Origin of the sequence: Vibrio cionasavignyae (genome assembly GCF_050337155.1) — a bacterium.
Lineage (GTDB): Bacteria > Pseudomonadota > Gammaproteobacteria > Enterobacterales > Vibrionaceae > Vibrio > Vibrio nomapromontoriensis.
On record NZ_JAKJSR010000011.1, the window covers coordinates 25301 to 44587 of the forward strand.

The 19287-nt window shown below is 42.7% G+C and carries 12 protein-coding genes; 6 read left to right on the forward strand and 6 right to left on the reverse strand.

Going from position 1 to position 19287, the window contains the following annotated elements:
• The first annotated feature begins 94 nt into the window (after nt 1-94).
• On the forward strand, nt 95-2854 hold the full coding sequence (locus L4D74_RS05955) for a bifunctional acetate--CoA ligase family protein/GNAT family N-acetyltransferase (protein WP_428751225.1): 2760 nt from the start codon (nt 95-97) through the stop codon (nt 2852-2854).
• Nucleotides 2855-3075: 221 nt separating this feature from the next.
• Here L4D74_RS05955 and L4D74_RS05960 read toward each other — a convergent pair whose 3' ends face one another.
• The 3 genes from L4D74_RS05960 to L4D74_RS05970 form a co-directional block, all read right to left on the reverse strand.
• Nucleotides 3076-3963, reverse strand: a complete 888-nt coding sequence (locus L4D74_RS05960; RefSeq protein ID WP_428751226.1) for a LysR family transcriptional regulator — start codon at nt 3961-3963, stop codon at nt 3076-3078.
• A gap of 101 nt (nt 3964-4064) precedes the next feature.
• Entirely contained in the window at nt 4065-6095 is a 2031-nt protein-coding gene (locus L4D74_RS05965; protein ID WP_428751227.1) for a TonB-dependent hemoglobin/transferrin/lactoferrin family receptor, read from the reverse strand.
• Between the two features lie 376 nt (nt 6096-6471).
• Nucleotides 6472-6846, reverse strand: a complete 375-nt coding sequence (locus tag L4D74_RS05970; protein WP_265674367.1) for an NADH:ubiquinone oxidoreductase — start codon at nt 6844-6846, stop codon at nt 6472-6474.
• A gap of 503 nt (nt 6847-7349) precedes the next feature.
• Between L4D74_RS05970 and L4D74_RS05975 the strand changes: the two genes are divergently transcribed.
• From L4D74_RS05975 to L4D74_RS05985, 3 genes are all read left to right on the forward strand, one after another.
• A complete protein-coding gene (locus L4D74_RS05975; RefSeq protein WP_428751228.1) occupies nt 7350-8582 on the forward strand; it encodes an L-lactate MFS transporter in 1233 nt (410 codons plus the stop codon).
• A 172-nt stretch (nt 8583-8754) separates the two neighbouring features.
• Entirely contained in the window at nt 8755-11109 is a 2355-nt protein-coding gene (locus L4D74_RS05980; protein ID WP_428751229.1) for a fatty acid cis/trans isomerase, read from the forward strand.
• A gap of 164 nt (nt 11110-11273) precedes the next feature.
• Nucleotides 11274-11462, forward strand: a complete 189-nt coding sequence (locus tag L4D74_RS05985) for a hypothetical protein (RefSeq protein ID WP_428751562.1) — start codon at nt 11274-11276, stop codon at nt 11460-11462.
• Nucleotides 11463-11520: 58 nt separating this feature from the next.
• Here L4D74_RS05985 and torS read toward each other — a convergent pair whose 3' ends face one another.
• Entirely contained in the window at nt 11521-14439 is a 2919-nt protein-coding gene (torS, locus tag L4D74_RS05990) for a TMAO reductase system sensor histidine kinase/response regulator TorS (protein ID WP_428751230.1), read from the reverse strand.
• Between the two features lie 92 nt (nt 14440-14531).
• Between torS and torT the strand changes: the two genes are divergently transcribed.
• Both torT and L4D74_RS06000 read left to right on the forward strand, forming a co-directional pair.
• The gene (gene torT, locus L4D74_RS05995; RefSeq protein ID WP_428751231.1) at nt 14532-15524 is read left to right on the forward strand and encodes a TMAO reductase system periplasmic protein TorT; all 993 of its coding nucleotides are present in this window, start codon (nt 14532-14534) and stop codon (nt 15522-15524) included.
• Between the two features lie 194 nt (nt 15525-15718).
• Entirely contained in the window at nt 15719-16174 is a 456-nt protein-coding gene (locus tag L4D74_RS06000; protein ID WP_265674363.1) for a methylglyoxal synthase, read from the forward strand.
• 80 nt (nt 16175-16254) lie between these two features.
• Here the strand turns inward: L4D74_RS06000 and L4D74_RS06005 are convergent, their stop codons facing one another.
• Both L4D74_RS06005 and L4D74_RS06010 read right to left on the reverse strand, forming a co-directional pair.
• Entirely contained in the window at nt 16255-17673 is a 1419-nt protein-coding gene (locus L4D74_RS06005; protein WP_428751232.1) for a basic amino acid/polyamine antiporter, read from the reverse strand.
• A 319-nt stretch (nt 17674-17992) separates the two neighbouring features.
• Nucleotides 17993-18922 (reverse strand): alpha/beta fold hydrolase, encoded by a 930-nt coding sequence (locus tag L4D74_RS06010; protein WP_428751233.1) that lies wholly within the window; start codon nt 18920-18922, stop codon nt 17993-17995.
• Nucleotides 18923-19287 lie beyond the last annotated feature (365 nt).

The window sequence follows — 19287 nt, forward strand, 5'->3', positions numbered from 1 at the left end:
ACAATCGTGAAATCTAATAGGCATCGCGATAATGTATCTTGGTTACTGCCTGTTCATTGAACGCCTAGTTGTCATTAGTATAAAAGGATAAACCATGTCATTAGATGTACTCTTTAAACCCGAATCTATCGCCGTTATCGGGGCATCAGCAAAGGCACAACGAGCCGGTGGCGTGGTCATTAAGAACCTGTTACTCGGCGGGTTTCAAGGTACAATTCTGCCGGTTCATCCAAGGTATAAATCAGTAAACGGTATTCTATGTTATCGTTCTGTTAGCGAGCTACCCTTTGCTCCAGATCTTGCCATTCTTTGTACTAGAGGCTCTCGAAATGTCGAGCTATTTACTGAACTTTCCGTGATCGGTGTGAAAGTCGTCATCGTAATGGCGTCTGATATGACGCTCGACGTCGAGTGCCCCACTATTGAAAATGACAAACCAGACTTCCCCCTAAATACGACTTTTGTAGACGAAGCCAGCCAATTAAAACCGGCGAAGAGCATAGAGCAGCAATGTATTGATATTGCCAAGAATGCAGGAATGCGAGTCTTAGGTTCAAATAGTCTTGGTATTTTACTGCCTTGGCAAAATTTTAATGCGTCGTTTTCACCTGTTAACTGTAAGCCAGGGAAATTGGCGTTTATTTCACAGTCTTCTGCCGTTTGCACCACTATTTTGGACTGGGCTAACGATAAAAATATCGGATTTTCAGCATTCATTTCTCTAGGCAACGGTGCCGACATTGATTTTGATGATTTGCTCGATTACCTAGCACGCGACAGCAAGACAGAATCTATTTTGCTTTACGTCGATTCTATTCGTGATGCTCGGCGATTCATGTCGGCAGCTCGAGCTACATCTCGCAACCGTCGTATTTTGGTACTAAAAGCAGGTAGATCACGCACAAACAGCATGGGGTCACTTACGGACTCTACGTTATCACTCGATATTGTCTACGACTCAGCAATACAACGTGCAGGTATGCTACGTGTAAATAATACCCATGAATTGTTTGCTGCGGTTGAAACATTAACGCATTCCGTTCCATTACGTGGTGAACGTCTTGCCATTATTACTAATGGTATGGGACCCGCCTTGATGGCGCTTGATACGCTTTCCGACCGAGGCGGTAAGCTCGCAGAGTTGTCACAACCAACAATACATAACTTATCTCAAGTATTACCTGCTACTTGGTCTCAATCCAATCCAATAGATCTCGTTGGTGACGCTACAGCTGAGCGCTATATCCAAGCGATCAATTGCGTGCTAGATAGTGACGATATAGATGCGATTCTCATTATGCATAGTCCTTCTGCTGTGTCCGAGTCAGAAAGTACAGCCAAACAAGTGATTGAAACGATACGTGCTCATCCTAAGTCTAAGCGTTTCAACATATTAACGAATTGGTCCGGGGAAGCGACGGCAAAGCAAGCTCGCTTACTCTTCACTGAAAATGGCATTCCCACTTATCGAACACCAGAAAGTGCGGTAACCGCATTTATGCACTTAGTTGATTATCGCCGTAACCAGTGGCAACTTATGGAAACGCCGACTACCACGGATTCATATTCTTCAGAACAACTAAGTCGAGCACATGACTGGCTTTCTAGTCACACCTCTCAGCAGCAGTCTCCTGCGCATATTACCTTGCTAGAGTCTCATTTGTGTGAGCAATTATTTGATTTATTTAAACTCCCCGTCTTGAAAACCTGGCTTGCTCATGATCCTTCAGAAGCTATTCACCTTGCAGAGCAAATTGGTTACCCTGTAGCGTTAAAGCTTCGCTCACCCGATATCCCACATAAGTCAGATATTCACGGCGTTATGTTGAACTTGCGTGATCTAAATGAAGTATCTAGCGCGGCACAATCGATTTTAGACCGCACGACGCTGTCTTACCCTAACGCAAAAATAGAAGGACTAACCGTTCAGAAAATGGCGAAGGTCGCTGGCGGACAAGAAATAAGAATAAAAGCCGTGACAGACCCAACATTCGGACCTGCGCTGTTTATTGGTCAAGGAGGCTCGGATTGGAACATAAGTAAAGAAGCCGTAACGGCGCTTCCTCCACTTAATACGGCACTTGCGCGTTACCTGATTGTGGGTGCCATTAATAATGGAACGTTACGTTTTCATAAATCACCCAACCCTATTAATTTAGCGAAACTCGCTGAGTTCATCGTTAAAGTGTCACAGATAATTGTCGCCTGCCCTGAGATCTATGAACTGGATATCCACCCACTTCTCTTAAATGGTGACGATATTACTATTCTCGACGCTTCCATCGCTGTTAGGCCATTTAGTGGTGACCCACAAGCACGCTTAGCTATCCGACCTTATCCAACAGAAATGGAAGAAACGATTACTCTCAAAGATCAATCCCAAATACTACTGCGACCAATCAAACCTGAAGATGAGCCTTTGCACGCTGACTTCATCAATAATGTCACAAAAGAAGACTTATATAAGCGGTTCTTCTCCGACGTTGGTGAGTTCAATCACGAAGCACTCGCGAATTTGACTCAGATTGACTACGACCGAGAGATGGCTTTCGTCGCTGTTGATGCGAGTCGCGCGCAACAACGGATCATCGGTGTTTCTCGAGTACTGGTTAACCCAGACAATTCAGATGCCGAATTTGCGATATTGATTCGATCGGATTTAAAAGGCGTAGGGTTAGGACGCGTCTTAATGCAAAAAATTATCGATTATTGCGTTGCGAAACAGACACTGAAGATATCCGGGATGACCATGCCAACCAACCGAGGCATGTTAACATTGGCACAAAAATTAGGATTTGAATTGGATGTTCAATTTGAAGACGGCGTTGCCGATATGGTACTGAAACTACGCTAATACGCCTATATCTTCAAAACCGTTAACGTTCATGCTCATGAGAGCATTGGCTACACTAGCCAAAGCTCTCATAATAAATCAAATGACTGTCGTAAAGCGTTCATCTTCAGTACTTGAACCCAAATAAGTGTGACGGTGTAACCAATATATTTACACAATCATTAATGCAATATGGCGTATAGACTCATTCAAGCGCTTGATTTTACATCACTAACTAGTGGTTACTTTAAATCCCAATTCTTCGTTAAATGCTTGATGCACCACGATTTCGCTTCACCAATATTGTTTCTTTTCCAGGCTAACACAATATCAATTTCCGCTTGCGTCGTACCATTAATTTGGCAGAGCTTACCTGCTTTGATTAGAGGGTCGGCAATTTGAGTTGGTAAAGTACCAATACCGAGCCCGTTAATGAGCGCATCAACCTTAGCCTCTAAATTGGAAACGGTTAATCGTGGCTGTTTCTCCAAAATATTAACGCTTAACGCAGGTTGCTCTCTAGCTGTGTCTGCAATCGCTATAACGCGATACTTCTCTCTTGCCTGACTATCAAAGACACCGCTTCTTTTGTGAACATAATGATTGGATGCGGCTACCCATGTCATACTCATTGGTCCTAGAACCTGTGTTTTTACCCCTTGAGGTGTGACTTCCGGCTGAGGACAAATAAGGAGATCACTTCGGTCTTCGTTGAGTGACTCCCAACATCCGGCTAATACCTCTTCTTCTAATTTAAGCCGAGTTTTACTGACGGAGCCAAGCTTGTCGACAAGCTCGAAGAAATTGGCAACAGGAATAATACTGTCATAAGCAATTGTTAAGTCGAGCTCCCACCCGTTCGCGAGTAATCGAGCTTCATGCACCATCGTTTCGGTTGCCTGTAAAATGACTCTGCCACGCTCTAAAATCAAACGTCCGGCATCCGTTAGCGCCGCTTTATGGCCGGAACGATCAAAAATCATAATATCGAGATCTTGTTCGAGCTTTTGAATTTGATAACTTAATGAGGAAGTCGCCCTATCTAGCTCAACGGCCGCGGCTGCGAACGAGCCTCGTCGATCAATCGCATCTAATATATGTAGTGCTTCTAGCGTAATTGAGTTTTGCACTAAACCTTTCCCCGAAACATTGCAGATAACTCATTAATACTAAACGTGAATCAAAAAAAAAGCGACTTCCTATTAGAGGCCGCTTCATAAGTTATTTTTGATTAAAAGGTGTATTGTGCGTTTAGACGTACAGAGCGACCGGGTTGATACACTTTGGTCCAAGCTGTTCTGTAGTTTTCGTCGAAGGCGTTAATGAGAGAAAGGTCAACTTTGAGTCCTTCTAGCTCACTTGTTGGCTCCCAAGATGCGTAAAAATCAACGAGTTGATAAGATTCATGAGGACCTTCAGTATACCCCTCTGGTACACGCCCTTGGCCACTAACAAATGTTGCTCGAGTCCCTATCTTTGTATCAATATTCCAAAATCCGTACTGAGCGCTTGCGACCCATTTATCCGCCGGAATGTTGGTGATCCATTCATCAGTATCGGTATCCTTACCACGGGTTTGACCGTAGGAAAGTCCGAGTGACAATTGCTGCCAGCGATAATCGGCTGCTAGTTCGTAACCTGTCAACTCTGCGTTATTGATATTACTCGAACGACTCGTGCCCGCACAGCCGACCATTGAACCACCAATACCGCAGCTACTGCTCGGGGTCGAGTCGACATCTAGATTAATAAAATCTTTAACTTGGTTGTGAAATGCACTGGTCGTAATGGATAACTCATCGTCCGCAATAACATTATTAAAGTCAAACTGCCCTTTTAACTCTACGTTATGTGACTTCTCCGGTTTTAACTCGGGGTTTGGCACAAACACATTGCTCGGACCACCTGGACCGTAAGAATAGTGTGTACCACTCATATAAAGTTCTGACGTATCAGGCGCTCGAAACGCTTCATCGTAACGTAATGACCACGCCATCCATTGTTGAGCTTGCCAAAGTAAACCGACCGATGGCGACCAAGCCGATTGATTATTGTCGTCAAAGCCTTGTGCTTTTGACGAGAACGAATCGTATCTAACCCCTACGTCTGCTGTTAATGTTTCTAACAGGTCGTAGTTAACGTAACCAAAAGCACCAACCACAAATGTTTGCGCATCTTTAGGTAATTCTGGACGCCCTGATACAGACGCAGCCCGACTTGCGTCCAACTCATCCAAATAGCCGTCCACCCCCGTAAACAGCTTAAGTTTTCCCGTGTCTGATTGGTTGGTAACATTAAAGCCCGTTGTTTTTAATTGTGACGTATCTTCACCAGCAATGGATGGGTCTACTTCAGTAATTTTGGTATCGTTTCGATACAGGGACGCCTCCACGTTAAGCCAAACACTATTGGGATTAAAATTGTAGTTAACACCATAAGACTGGTCAGTGGTACGACGGCTAATCAGCAACTTAGGGTCATTAACTTGCCCACTTGAGTCCCCGACAATTGGAGGACGTCCATCGAGATCAGCATACCGTAAGTTGAAGCCAATTTTATGCGCTTTATTAATCTGCCAATTAAACTTCGCTAGCCCTGTTTTATTGGTCGCTTCTGTACCGTAAAGTGTTGTCCCGTCACCTTGTTTCATGTAGCCACTATCTTTGTAGCTACCTGCGATAATCCAATCTATATCGTCATTTTTATTCGCTAAGGCCGCAGTATTGGTCCAAACATCACCATTGTCTTGATAACCAACTTTAACTCGGCCTCCTAATCCGTTTTCTTCAAGAATATCGTCAGCTGTAAGCGTATTTTGAACGACCACTCCACCTATTGCACCAGATCCGTACAATGAGCTAATTGGTCCCTTTATGACTTCAATATTACCGAGCAAAGAAGGGTCCAAAAAATAGCTTGGACGGTGTCCGTATTGCATATTTTGGCGATTGCCATCAATGACCTTCAGTACTTTATTACCACTCAAGCCACGGATATTAACCGACTGATTACCCGGAATATTCGCGCCTTCTATAGATACATTAGGTTCGTACTTGATCGCCTCCGCCACAGAGTTTGGCTGGATCTCATCCAACTTCTCCATATCAACCTTTACCACAGAGCGAGTTTTATCTTGATTGGTTTTGTCAGCTCGTGAGGCGGACACGACCACTTCATTTAAAGCGGTAACGTCATCGGCTTGAGCATTAGAAGTGAGCGCAAGTACCACTGAGCTAGCTAAAATCGACAGTTTTAGTTTCATAGTTCCTTCTTATTTCTGTTCTAATAATTAACGCATGGGCATTATTGCAAACCTAAATAAGAATTACTATCATTATTACTCTCAATAATATATTACTCGTGACTCCCTGTCATAAAGAGCTGTTTTGGGCCGTAAGTTAAGAGAGATTAAAAAGCCGTTGATGATAAGGCTCCCAAACAAGCAAAACAAATTCTCATCCTCACCGAGTATCGCGTGAAACATCGGGCTGTTTTGTGGGCGAAATAGTGCAATCACACAGTGGGATGTTTGAGCATGGGAATTAGTTATATATGACTACGATCAAAAAGAAGGACCTAAGCCCTTCTTTGTTCATTCTATTTCTTGCCACAGAGGTAATGCGCTACGACATCTTCAATTAGGACGCAAGTTTTGGCTTCATAATATCTGGGATTGGCATTCTGCTGTCTTTAAAACTAAACCAAAGATAGGTTACCGCAATCAGATAGAACAAATAAGACAATGAGAAGACAAGTGGAGACGAGATTAAATCATAAGACACACTGACACCGACGCCAACTACCGTTACAGTCAATTTTGCCATTGTCCCTAATAGCAGTAAACCCATTGCAAATTGTGGATACTTAGTGCTAGCAAATGCAATAAGGTAACAAGCCCCTACCGCTAGTGCAGCGATCGAAAATCCAAGCATATAGGAATGGATATGATCAGCGGCCACATAACCTGCCCCAACGGAAAATCCAAGTAACATACCGATTTTTGCAATGAACATAAATCACCTCGAAAAGTAGTAAAAATAGGAATGAAATGTCCATTTTCATTTTTGAAAACTCATTTTGTCTATATTGTCATATGTCTTTAGAGTAAATACAAGCTCAATATTTGACCAACGGCTTTATTGAAATTGCTTTTCTCAGAGCAATTACAACTCAGTAACATTGGAAATGATCACTTTCCTTTCGTTACAGTATGTTACGTAATTTACTTAATTAATTGCCAGTTGTTTTAACAAAAGCATTACATAAAAATAAATCTGGTTACTTTAAAAATTTGTGATCTGCCCATGCATATTAATAAGTTAGATCAAATTTAAACATTATGTTTACATAATATTTACAGCGTAATTTTTATTTCAATTAATTCAAAGAAATCGATTCCAATCACATTTTTATTGGTTATAATCCGCGCTCCTTTGCGTCGTCTGTTGATAAACGCAAACTAAATTTGAAAATTTGTCTAACCCCCGAACATTGTTCGAAATACCAGAGAACAAAAATGAGCAAGATTGATAAAGCCATGCGAATCCTTATTGCGGGATTCTGTATCAACCTTTGTCTTGGCATCCTGTATGCTTGGAGTGTATTTAATAAAGCCTTAGTGAGTGAATGGGGTTGGAGTGCTGCTGACGCATCTTCTCCTTACGCAATCGCGACAATCACTTTTTCGCTTTGTCTATTAGTAGCAGGTGTACTACAAGATCGCATGGGCCCTCGTAACATCCTTATTTTAGGTGCTACGCTAACAGGTCTTGGCATGATTGCTTCAAGCTTCGCAGAGTCTGTGCTTGTTCTTAACATCACTTTCGGTGTAATTACTGGTGCTGGTATCGGATTTGGTTATGCATGTTTGTCGCCTTCTGCGATGAAATGGTTCCACCCTTCTAAGAAAGGCATGGTCAACGGTTTAATCGCTGCTGGTTTCGGTTTAGCGGCTGTGTATCTTGCACCGCTGACATCTGCGCTGATTACCCAAATGGGTATTAGCTCTAGCTTCATGATCCTAGGTATTGGTATTTTACTTATTGCCGTGCCACTCGCAGCAACGATTAATAACCCGCCGGCAGGATACCAACCTGCAGAACCTAAAGTTAAAGCTGGACAAGCCCCTGTAAAAGTAAAACAAGCTGTCGATATTTCATGGAAAGCAATGCTTAAGACGCCACAGTTTTACGCTCTTTGGGTAATGTACGCTTTGGCTTCTGCGACTGGCCTAATGATTATCGGCAACATTACTAACATTGCTAGTGTTCAAGCCAACCTACCAAATGCAGTATACCTCGCGTCTATCCTAGCGATCTTTAACTCTGGTGGTCGTATTGGTGCTGGTATTTTGTCTGATAAAATTGGCGGTATTCGCACACTGATGCTTGCGTTTATTTTGCAAGGCATCAACATGATTTTGTTCGCAACCTTTGATAGTGAATTCACATTGATCATCGGTACTGCACTTGCTGCACTCGGTTACGGTACATTACTGGCAGTATTCCCGTCTCTAACCGCTGAATTCTACGGTCTGAAAAACTACGGCACCAACTATGGCGTACTTTATACCTCTTGGGGTATTGGCGGTGCAATCGGTGTAGCTGTGGTTGGTTACTCGATGACCCACGGCGGCGGTTATAACCTGGCTTACACCATATCAGCAGCAATGATGGGTGTATGTATTCTTCTGTCTTTCTTCACCAAACCTATTACTGAAGAAAAAGCAGCAGAACTTAAAACCGCTTAACACATCAAGCGATAAACATTGCAACTAGTCTCACATAAAGCCTGACATGATGTCAGGCTTTTTTTTGTCCCAAATAACAAATCACTAGATCTTTAATCGAATATAAACAAAAATTAGTACTATATTAACAAGGAGATATACGCGTTTTGACACGCTGCATTGAGAGCATATTATGAAAATGAAACAACTTATCGTCTATTTATGTATCGTCGTTTTTGCTGGTTGTGCGACCTACGCTGGACTCAATTATGATGAATTGTTTGGTAAGCCTGAGGTAAGAGAAAGAACCGTTTCGGTTGAATCGACCCACGCTGACTTCTTTATTAATGAAGTTAAGCCCATTATTGATAACCGATGTGTGGTTTGTCATGCGTGCTACGATGCACCTTGCCAACTAAAAATGTCTTCGGTTGAAGGAATCGATAGAGGTGCTAGCAAAGCACTTGTTTATCAAGGGGAACGGCTAACAGCCACACAACCTACCCGCCTCTTTGAAGATGCACAGAACACTCAAGAATGGCGTGATTTGGGGTTCTTTCCCGTTCTCAATGAACGTGATCAAACACTATCTGCCAATTTAGATGCTGGTCTCGTCTCACGTATGATCACACAGAAAGCGCGTCATCCATTACCTGAAACAGCTCAACTCGAAGGCTTTGATTTTTCGGTTAATCGTCAACAAGTCTGTCCAACCATTGAAGAATACGATGCCTATGAGCAAGAAAACCCTTTATGGGGCATGCCTTTTGGGATGCCAAGTATCGACAATGATGAATATTCAACATTAGTGGCATGGCTCGGTAACGGCGCTATGATGAATGCCCCACTCCCATTGTCCAAAGACGAACAAACTATGGTTGATAAGTATGAAGAGCTTCTTAATACCTCATCACTTAAAAACCAACTCACTGCCCGCTATATATATGAGCACCTATTTTTAGCGAACCTTTATTTTTCTGAAATAGAAGGTAAGCCACGCTTTTTTAAAATCGTTCGCTCTAGTACTCCACCTGGCACAGCGGTAAAACGCATTGTGACGCGTAGACCTTATGATAACCCTGATCAGGTGCGAGTCTATTATCGGTTGATACCGAACCAAGGAACCATTGTTGATAAGACACACATGCCGTTCAAATTAAACGATGCCAAGCTTGATTTGTGGTATGAGTGGTTTATTGAGCCTAACTACACCGTCAAAACCTTGCCAAGTTACGATATCTCCGTCGCAGCGAACCCAATGACGGCATTTGAAGCATTGCCAGTTAAAGCTCGCTTTAATTTCATGTTGGATAATGCGCAAAACACCATAATGGCTTATATAAAAGGTCCGGTTTGTCGTGGTCAGCTCGCACTTAATGTCATCAATGACCGTTTTTGGGTCTTCTTCATCGATCCCGATACTTCGGATATTCCAGAAGTTGTCGATTTTTACAAAGAACAGGCCGACAACTTAAAACTGCCAAGTGAAAAAGAAAGCAATACCGTACCTATTACGAACTGGGTTAAATATTCCAACCAACAAGCGCGCTATCTAGAAGGCAAATCAACCTTCATGAATCAGTGGTTTACAGGCGGTAAATACTTAACCACGGACTTACTTTGGAAAGGTAACGGCAACAATCCTAATGCAGCACTCACCGTGTTCCGCCATTTTGATAGTGCATCAGTGGTGCAAGGCTTAGTTGGTCATCCACCTAAAACAGCGTGGGTTCTTGATTATGCCCTTTTGGAGCGTATTCACTACTTGTTAGTTGCAGGGTTTGATGTCTACGGGAACTTTGGACACCAACTTATCACACGTATGTTCATGGACTTTTTGCGTATGGAAGGAGAAAGTAACTTTTTAGCGCTATTACCAAATACTATGCGACACAAAGAATTCAGCAGTTGGTACCAAGATCAAAGTCCACAATTTAGTACCTTTTTACAACGTAATGTCGCCCCGTTCAGTCAACCGACCCAAGTGCTATACCTCACTCAGGATTACAAGGCAGAGTTGTTTAGCAAGATTAAAGCAGAATTGGCACCGATACTTAACGACCGATACCAAATTGTGAATACAGGTTTATCCAGTAAAAACGAAGCGTTATTGAGAACTGTCGATGATATTAAGGGTGAAGGTCTCAAGTCTGTACCGCAGATCACTATGCTTATGATTGAGACAAATAAAGGCGATAATCAATTATTCACCCTTCTTCACAACAATGCGCACGTGAATATTTCCAGCCTGTTTTCAGAAGAGAATAACCGTGATTACGCCAATGATAACTTTACCCTTGTTCGCGGGGTTATCGGTAGCTACCCAGCCGCGTATTTTTCAATCAAGGAGAACCAAATAGAACAATTTGTCGCTCAACTCAAATCAATTGAAGACGAGGATGACTACATAAAACTACTCGACAATTATGCAGTTAGACGCACCTCCCCTGACTTTTGGCGTTTTAGTGACCAAGTACATGAGTTCTATCAACGTACACAACCTGTCGAATTTGGGCTCTTGGACTATAATCGATTTGAGAACAGGTAAGCCGATTTAACCATAAGTAAATCGACTTGAATTGAAATAATAGGTTAATGACATAATTGGTTGACGGCATAGTCAATTGACACTTTGTCAGTTTACGCTTTGTCCGTTGACTACATTATTGGTTAACCGCATAGGTGCTCTATTGAACACTTCGGAGGTGTATGATGAGCATTAAAGATAGCATTGAGGCGATCGAACAACAGATTTACGTGGCGTGTTCCGATGGTGATTATGATGCAGTTAACATGCTTGAGCATCAGCTGGATCATCTTCGAGAGCTTTCTAACCAAGAGCCAGAAGACACACAATCTTTCGATCTTTCAAGCGTTAAATTTCAAGATAAATCCAAATAATGATTAAAGTAAGGGCTCTTAATGAGCCCTTACTTTTTGGTGATTACGAACCCTTGGGTTAAGGCGTTAACCTAACTAATATGTTATTTAGAACCGCTACTGACTGAGCTTTAACGCTAACAATATGGTCAACTAAGCGAATATAATCACCAATTGGGTCTTGCGATTTTTCAATGGTTAAACAGTGTTCAAACAAGGTTGTTAAACCAAGCGCTCCTGCTGATCCTTTTAATTTATGCGCTAAATCTTTAACACTTTTAGCCTCTCCTTGCTGAGCAGCACGCTCAAGCTCCTCCAATGTAACCTGACTGGATGAGGTAAATGCATCGACGATTTTGGTCATTCGCGTAACGCCTAATACTTTGACATCTTGCTCTAATACTTGCTCATCAACCATTGTTGTATTCTTCATCCCCATATTCGCCTCCATATCCACCTCAATTAATGGTATGGGTGCCGCTCTCAGTTCTCGTCCATGTATCTTAGACTGAATAAGAGACTTTAATGCTTCTCTATCAATAGGTTTAGGAAGATAGCCATCAAAACCTGCTCTGAGATACCCTTCAACTTCTTCAGTAAAGACATGCGCAGAAACGGCAATCATTGGGATTTGCTCATCACCGTTCGTACTCTGTGATTTCAATTTTTTCATCAAGGTAACACCGTCAGTGTCGGGTAGATTAATGTCCAACAACGCGATGTCGAAATCATTTTCAGTGAAAAGTACCTCAGCATCGGCGCCATTCTCGGCACAGCGAACGTGATGTCCCATATTCACCAAGAAACCTTCAGCAACCATGAGATTAACTGGATTATCTTCCACCAGTAGTACTTTTGCGCTCACAGCATCAGCCCTACCAATTGGCTCATAGACATCTTGCTTGTCAAATTCACTGGTTTCTAGCGGTACAATAAACCAAAAACGACTTCCTTCACCTAAGTAAGAGTCAACATAGATTTGGCCATGCATCGCATTCACCAGTTTTTGGCTAATCGCCAAGCCTAAACCAGTACCGCCCGATGCACTTTTACCGTGACTAGCCTGAGTAAAGGCATCAAACAGCGCAAGCTGATCGTTGGGGCTAATACCCATCCCTGTATCAGAGACCTCAAAGACTAAACAGGTCTCATCATCCGGATCACGGGATACATGGATAGACACCTCGCCTTCGTCAGTAAACTTAATGGCATTCCCAACTAGATTGTTGAGCACTTGGCTCAAGCGTGTTACGTCGCCGCAATAAACGCTTTGAACGTCAACATCGATACTAAACTTAAATTCCAACTGCTTTTCCAACGCCTTACCATGCATCAACTGATAACAATCACGCACCATGCGAGTAAGATCGAACGGGTTATTACGAATATCTAAATGTCCCGCCTCAATTTTCGAATAATCCAATACATCGTTCAAAATCGCTAACAGATTTTGTCCACTGCGGTTTATCACTCCTAGATAATGCTGCTGCTTCTCATCCAATGGCGTTTCTTCCATTAATGCAGCCGTTCCTAACACCCCGTTCATAGGGGTGCGAATTTCATGGCTCATTGTGGCAAGAAACGCAGTTTTTGCTCGGCTTGCTTGCTCTGCATCATTTCTAGCTTGGGCGTGATTTTTAACTTCTCGGTTTAGACTTGCATTAGTATTTTGCAACTCAATAGTTCTGTCGGCAATCGTCTGTTCTAAGTGAGCTTTATGCTCTTGGAGCGCTTTACGAGCACTCGCTTCAGACTCTGCGACAGTCTTTAACGATTGAGCCGTATCCCTTGCGGTAATAATAGCCTGCCCCATGTGAGCGAGTTCGTCATTACCTTTTACTGCTAAATCAACTTTAAGCTGCCCTTTTGCAATAGAAAGTAACGCGGAGGAATACTCATCAAGCCGTTTGACAACCGATAAGTAGACCACTCTCCAAACAATCACAACAACAATCATAAAACTCAAAATAGAAAGAAGTGTCAGCGTCCATTGTGCATAATTCAATGTTGAAGAGAGTTGAGCAACCGCTTTTGACGTCGCGGCATTAGACTGATCCACCAACTGAGCAACCGTTTTATTTAAGGAAGTCAGTTGATCAAGTGTCTCTTGGTTCAAAGCCAGCGAATGCCTGCCTTCAAAATTGGTTTGCTTCATTAACGCGAAAACATCTCCCCCTTGCTCAAGCTGTTCGAGGAGCTGCGTCATTTGCTTTGATCTTGCGGGATCTTCAACTCCTTGCACCCGCCTTTTCATAATGGTTATGTTATGTTGGTAGGATGATTGTAACTCTTCGATCCGCTCTAACACGGTTACTGTACGCGACTCTTCTATTTGATTGAGTGTTTTGAAGGCGAGTAAATGCAGTTCGTGTAATCGTTCCGATAAATCAAGATCAATCTCCACTAAACTGTCCAATGCGTTCAAAGCATCATTTCTCTTGTTTTTTTCGAGTAGCGCGTAAATATGAGTGACATTAGCCACGGCAATAGTACTCGTATTAAGAACCTGAGTACGAGTTAGCTCCTCTAACTCTTGTGCCAACACGCGCAAGTTCCCCACTTTCGCTACTATCGATTGATCCAACTCGATGCGACGTTCAACCGACATTCCGAGCTCGATAAGTGAATCAAGAATAGCCTGTACATCTTGTTCCAATTGACCAAGTAGTTCTGCATCAAAAGAATCAGACCCTAATGTTTTTATATGACTAAGTAGCGACTCTAGTTGGCCAAACAGTTTTTTACCCGCCTGCTGATGTTGTACCTTCGTTTTGGCATTAGACAATGTTTGTACCGACGCGATAATACTGGTGCTCAATTCAGAGACTTCACGAGCCTCCAGCATTGATGGCATTGCAGCCTCAACGACTTTTCTTTCCGTTTTTGCGACCAATGAAAACCCAGACACACCAATTGCCGTCGAGAACAACACTAAAAGTGCCATGACCGCGAATGAGAAAAATAGTTTACGTCCGATACTAGCTTTGGCGAGTAACATGCATGACTCCGTGAGAATCCACTTCTTTACACTCTGATAGTACGCTATATTTTGCATGGTTCGATCTTCAGTTGCCACCAAACGATGAGTCCATGTCAAAAAAAATGAAATATTTTCCAATTGTTAGCGTAATTGCACTCATGTTCAGCATGACAACTGCTCATGCCGATGAAAAAATATGTGCAATTTACCCCCATTTGAAAGATTCATACTGGCTATCTGTTAATTATGGCATGGTCACGGAAGCGCAGTCGTTAGATGTTGAACTAAAAGTTTTTGAATCTGGTGGTTATCCGAATATAGAGAAACAACGTCAGCAAATGGAGGCATGCAACCGTTGGGGCGCTAACGCTATTATCCTTGGTACCGTCTCGCCAACAGCGTTTCAACACGACCTGGGTGTTTATATTGGTGATACACCTGTTTTTGCCACGGTCAACCACCTCATTGTTGACGCTAATCAAAAAACTCATATTAAGGGGGTTGTCGGCGTCGATTGGTATTGGATGGGTTACAAAACGGGGAAGTTTCTTGCAGACAAACACCCCAAAGACAGCGGAATTGTTGAATTAGCACTGTTACCTGGGCCGCAGTCTAGTGGCGGAACCAAGCCGGTAATTTTAGGTTTTCTTGAGGCCATTAAACACTCTGATATAAAGGTCACTGACACGCTTTGGGCTGACAACGATAAAGAGTTACAGCGTAACCTTATTCAACAAGTGATCGATACACGCAAGAACCTGCGTTATATTGTAGGCAGTGCTGTTGCTATCGAAGCGGCGATCAGTGAAGTTAGAGCGGCCAATCTCACTCAACGCATAGATTTACTCTCTATCTATCTTAGTCACGGGGTCTATCGCGGGCTACTACGCGACAAAGTTAAGTTCTCGCCCACAGACAAAATGGTTGAACAAGGGCGATTATCTGTACAGCAAGCCGTCTCTTATTTACGAGACGAGCCTTACGGGCACGATCTCGCTCCAAGCATTGACACGCTTACACCAGATAACCTGAATGTCGACACTATCGAAGATTCGCTGTCACCCTCCGGATTTCGACCCATTTTTAATGTTCATTCCCAGTAATTGTCACACTTGTTATTAAACATAATTGATTGATAACGTAAGGGCGATTACCATCTAGTAAGATTATATAGACTTGAAATTCTGACTGAGTGCTTTGTCCACACGTAACCTAAACTTTTAAGCTTAGTGTCACGATTTAACGCGATGACGACGACTTTTCCATTGATAGAATTTCAATAACTCAGGATAAATTAATGCAAAAAAAAATACGTACCATGCCTGCACATAAGCACATCGCACTTGTGGCTCATGACCATTACAAGCCAGAGCTACTTCGTTGGGTACTTGAGAACAAAGAAAAGTTACAAGGTCACTTCCTCTATGCTACCGGCACGACGGGTAACATGTTAAGTAAAGACACTGGGCTAGCAATTAAAAGCATGATCAGTGGTCCAATGGGCGGCGACCAACAAATTGGCGCGCTTATATCGGAAGGTAAGCTCGATATGCTTATTTTCTTTTGGGATCCACTCAATGCGGTTCCGCATGACCCAGATGTGAAAGCCTTACTTAGAATTGCTAGCGTTTGGAACATCCCTGTCGCTACAAATCGCGCAACGGCAAACTTCTTGTTTGAGTCAGATCTACTTGGCAAAGAAGTCGATATCGAAATCCCTGATTACGATGCCTACCTTGCAGAGCGCACATAGGAATTAGCCACTCATTATTAATAAGGCGCCATAGGGCGCCTTATTTTCCATCTCCCTGTTATTCAGTTTACTTTGCCATATTAGGCATGGAGATAGCCGGTCGCCATAAGATAGATGGACAAGACCGCCATCACGACCAATAGTGCTTCTAATACTTTGTCTTTGCTTGTGTAAACGCACTCACCTAGTTTGATTCGCTCTGAATGAGTGTAACGAAAAAACGGTATACCAATCGCGTACAAAATGGTCGCCATTAACAAAAACTCTACGCCAGCCGCAGTAATCAACCAAATACAATAGCCTGCGGATAATGCAGCGATCAAAGCATAGCGTTTTGATTTAAGTGCCGTCGACTCACTGCTAGACATCGCGATTTTGAATAAGTATAAGCTACTCAATAAGTAACAAGGTAGCACCATCACCGACGCGATATTAATCGCCGCCAAATACACGTTTTCAAACAGTACCACCATTAGTACCAATACCTGCATAAAACTGGTCGACATGTTTAATGAACTGGATGGCGCACCATTTTCATTTGTTTTGGCAAGAAAACTTGGAAACTCGCCGACTCGTCCAGCTTCAAATGGCACTTCCGCGACTAACATTGTCCATGCGACTAACGCACCAAACACTGACACTAATACGCAAATGTTTACCAGTAAGCGTCCCCACGGCCCAACGGCGTGAGCAAGTAATGAAGCTGCCGAAGGGTTAGATAATTGTGCGAGTTCTTCTTGAGGAAGAATGCCGTAGGCCAAAACCGAAATTAACGTATACATGGTAATCGCCACTAAAAATCCGATGAGTGTGGCTTTACCAACGTCGGATTTTTTCCTAGCCTTACCAGACAGCACGACCGCGCCTTCAATCCCGACAAAACACCACAGAGTAACCATCATAGTACTTTGTACTTGAGAGAAAACCGTACCCAGATTGTTCTGCTCCCCCCAGATATCTACAACCATGCGTTGCGGTTCAAAAGTGGCGAGTAGAATACAAATAATCAAGGTGAGGCCAAGTAGTTTGCCCACCGTGGAAATAATATTAATGAATGATGATGCTTGGACGCCACGCAAAGCGATAAAATTCATTGTCCACAATAAGCCTGAGCAGAGTATGACGGTTTCTACGCCATGTTCCAGTAATACCGGGAAGAACAAACCGAGCGAGTCGTTGATCATTACTGAAAGTGCAACGTTCCCCATACAGCTCATGATCCAGTAGCCCCATGCAGAATGGAAGCCAACGTACTCACCAAAGCCTGCTTTAGCGTAAGAGAAGATGCCCGAATTCAAGTCTGGTTTATGTTCTGACAATAACTTGAACGTATGTACAAGCAATAGCATCCCTGCGCCTGTTATGCCCCATGCGACGATAACCGCGCCGAGAGATGCGCGTTCGGCCATGTTTTGAGGGATGCTAAAGATGCCACTTCCAATCATCGAACCGAACACTAATGCAATCAGACCAATCAAACCGACTGAATTTTTTTTCATTTTTTATTCTCAATAAAAAAGCAGAAGCTCCAACGAGAAGCTTCTGCCCTATGTCTTTTGGTTTATTATATGCATTGAGAACCCATACTCAATACAAAACTCGAACTGTATTGCGATTAATCAATTTTAAATATCGAAGACCAATGAAAAGTCAGAATATTACGACCAAAATGAATGAGTTAAAATGTTTGCTTTACAATGCAGTCAGTATCCATCACAAGCCGTTAACTCTACTATCACAACGCGCTATCATCACAGCACACTATTACCACACTGTACAATTACCACCAGCATTAGGATGACTTAAACATTTCTTCGCTTAGACCGCTTTAACAGAAACGCGGTTAAGATGCTCAATCATCGCCTCATTTATTTCAGTACAATTTTCATATTGAAGTACATGCCCTGCCCCTTCTAAAATCACTAAATTAGTATTCGCCCCTAATAACTGCTGTACTCGCGGAGCATCCTCAATACTAATCACTATGTCTTTAGTTCCCCACAACAGTAGTTTCTCAATACCTAACGTACCTACTTCCTTATAGTTCAGGGTCGGATCTTGGTTTATAACATAGCGACTAGAGCTAATAATCGCTCTTCGAAATCCCTTAAATTGCATTTGACGTTCAAACCGACTTACCCAATCAGGTTGTAATTCTGGTTGAACCAAATCATTGAGCTGGTTTTTAGCAAGTGATGGAATAAAGAACGTATAGCCCAGCCACTGCCCAATTATAGGTCTCGCTATAGGACCGATATCAATGGGTTTATTAAAAGGGGCTAAATATATAACACTGAGTATTTTACTTGGGAATTGGCTAATGAATGCGGAGGTTATCGCTCCCCCCATTGAAAGCCCAACGATATGAAACTTTTGATCACCCACCACTTTCGAAGTCAGTGATTGAATTTGTTCTACAAATAACGGCGTATCATATTTTATCGACGGTCTTGCTGAATATCCTCTGCCATAGAGGTCAAACCGTAGGACTCGATAACCAGACGCAACCAAGGCTGGCACATTTTTGTCCCACATATACGATGGAGCAGAAAACCCATGAACCAACACGACTAATGGTCCATCAGGGTTTCCCGTTAACTCATAATGAACGGCACCGTGAGTCAGTTCAACAAACTGCCCAGGAGCCTCTGCACGGTTCACTTTATTTAGCTTATAACGCTCTTTGTTTCTCAGTGTCGGTGGAATCCAAACACAACAAAACACTATCAGTACTATCCAAAAAAACATTCTAATTTAACCCTAAATTTGTATATACCTTTGTTAGCGCGAGTCTTCGCTCGATCACACTACTATTATGCTGCACACGATATGAACCCGTGGCTTACACGGTTTTCTTCATCGCAACGATGGTTTTTCTGTCTGCTATACGGTTTATGTCAACGGAAGCGTATGTCGCGCAATCATTGCTGGGCGATAGTTTAGAAGCCTTGTATTTACAAGTCATTAGCCTTGGGATCGCTCCTACGCTTTCTACGCATACAACAACCTTCCAACTCATAGAAAACCGCGTTTATAAGGTGTTGATTGTGCCAAACGTGCTTTTTACGAAACTGAATAAGCAAAAGCCCCATAAGAGAGGCAATTAAGTATCG

Coding starts and splice junctions, on each gene's coding strand:
- L4D74_RS06010 (WP_428751233.1), bottom strand. CDS start 18,922: ATGTTTTTTTGGATAGTACTGATAGTGTTTTGTTGTGTTTGGATTCCA.
- L4D74_RS05970 (WP_265674367.1), bottom strand. CDS start 6,846: ATGTTCATTGCAAAAATCGGTATGTTACTTGGATTTTCCGTTGGGGCA.
- torS (WP_428751230.1), bottom strand. CDS start 14,439: ATGTTACTCGCCAAAGCTAGTATCGGACGTAAACTATTTTTCTCATTC.
- L4D74_RS05965 (WP_428751227.1), bottom strand. CDS start 6,095: ATGAAACTAAAACTGTCGATTTTAGCTAGCTCAGTGGTACTTGCGCTC.
- L4D74_RS06000 (WP_265674363.1), top strand. CDS start 15,719: ATGCAAAAAAAAATACGTACCATGCCTGCACATAAGCACATCGCACTT.
- L4D74_RS06005 (WP_428751232.1), bottom strand. CDS start 17,673: ATGAAAAAAAATTCAGTCGGTTTGATTGGTCTGATTGCATTAGTGTTC.
- L4D74_RS05980 (WP_428751229.1), top strand. CDS start 8,755: ATGAAAATGAAACAACTTATCGTCTATTTATGTATCGTCGTTTTTGCT.
- L4D74_RS05975 (WP_428751228.1), top strand. CDS start 7,350: ATGAGCAAGATTGATAAAGCCATGCGAATCCTTATTGCGGGATTCTGT.
- L4D74_RS05985 (WP_428751562.1), top strand. CDS start 11,274: ATGAGCATTAAAGATAGCATTGAGGCGATCGAACAACAGATTTACGTG.
- torT (WP_428751231.1), top strand. CDS start 14,532: ATGTCAAAAAAAATGAAATATTTTCCAATTGTTAGCGTAATTGCACTC.
- L4D74_RS05955 (WP_428751225.1), top strand. CDS start 95: ATGTCATTAGATGTACTCTTTAAACCCGAATCTATCGCCGTTATCGGG.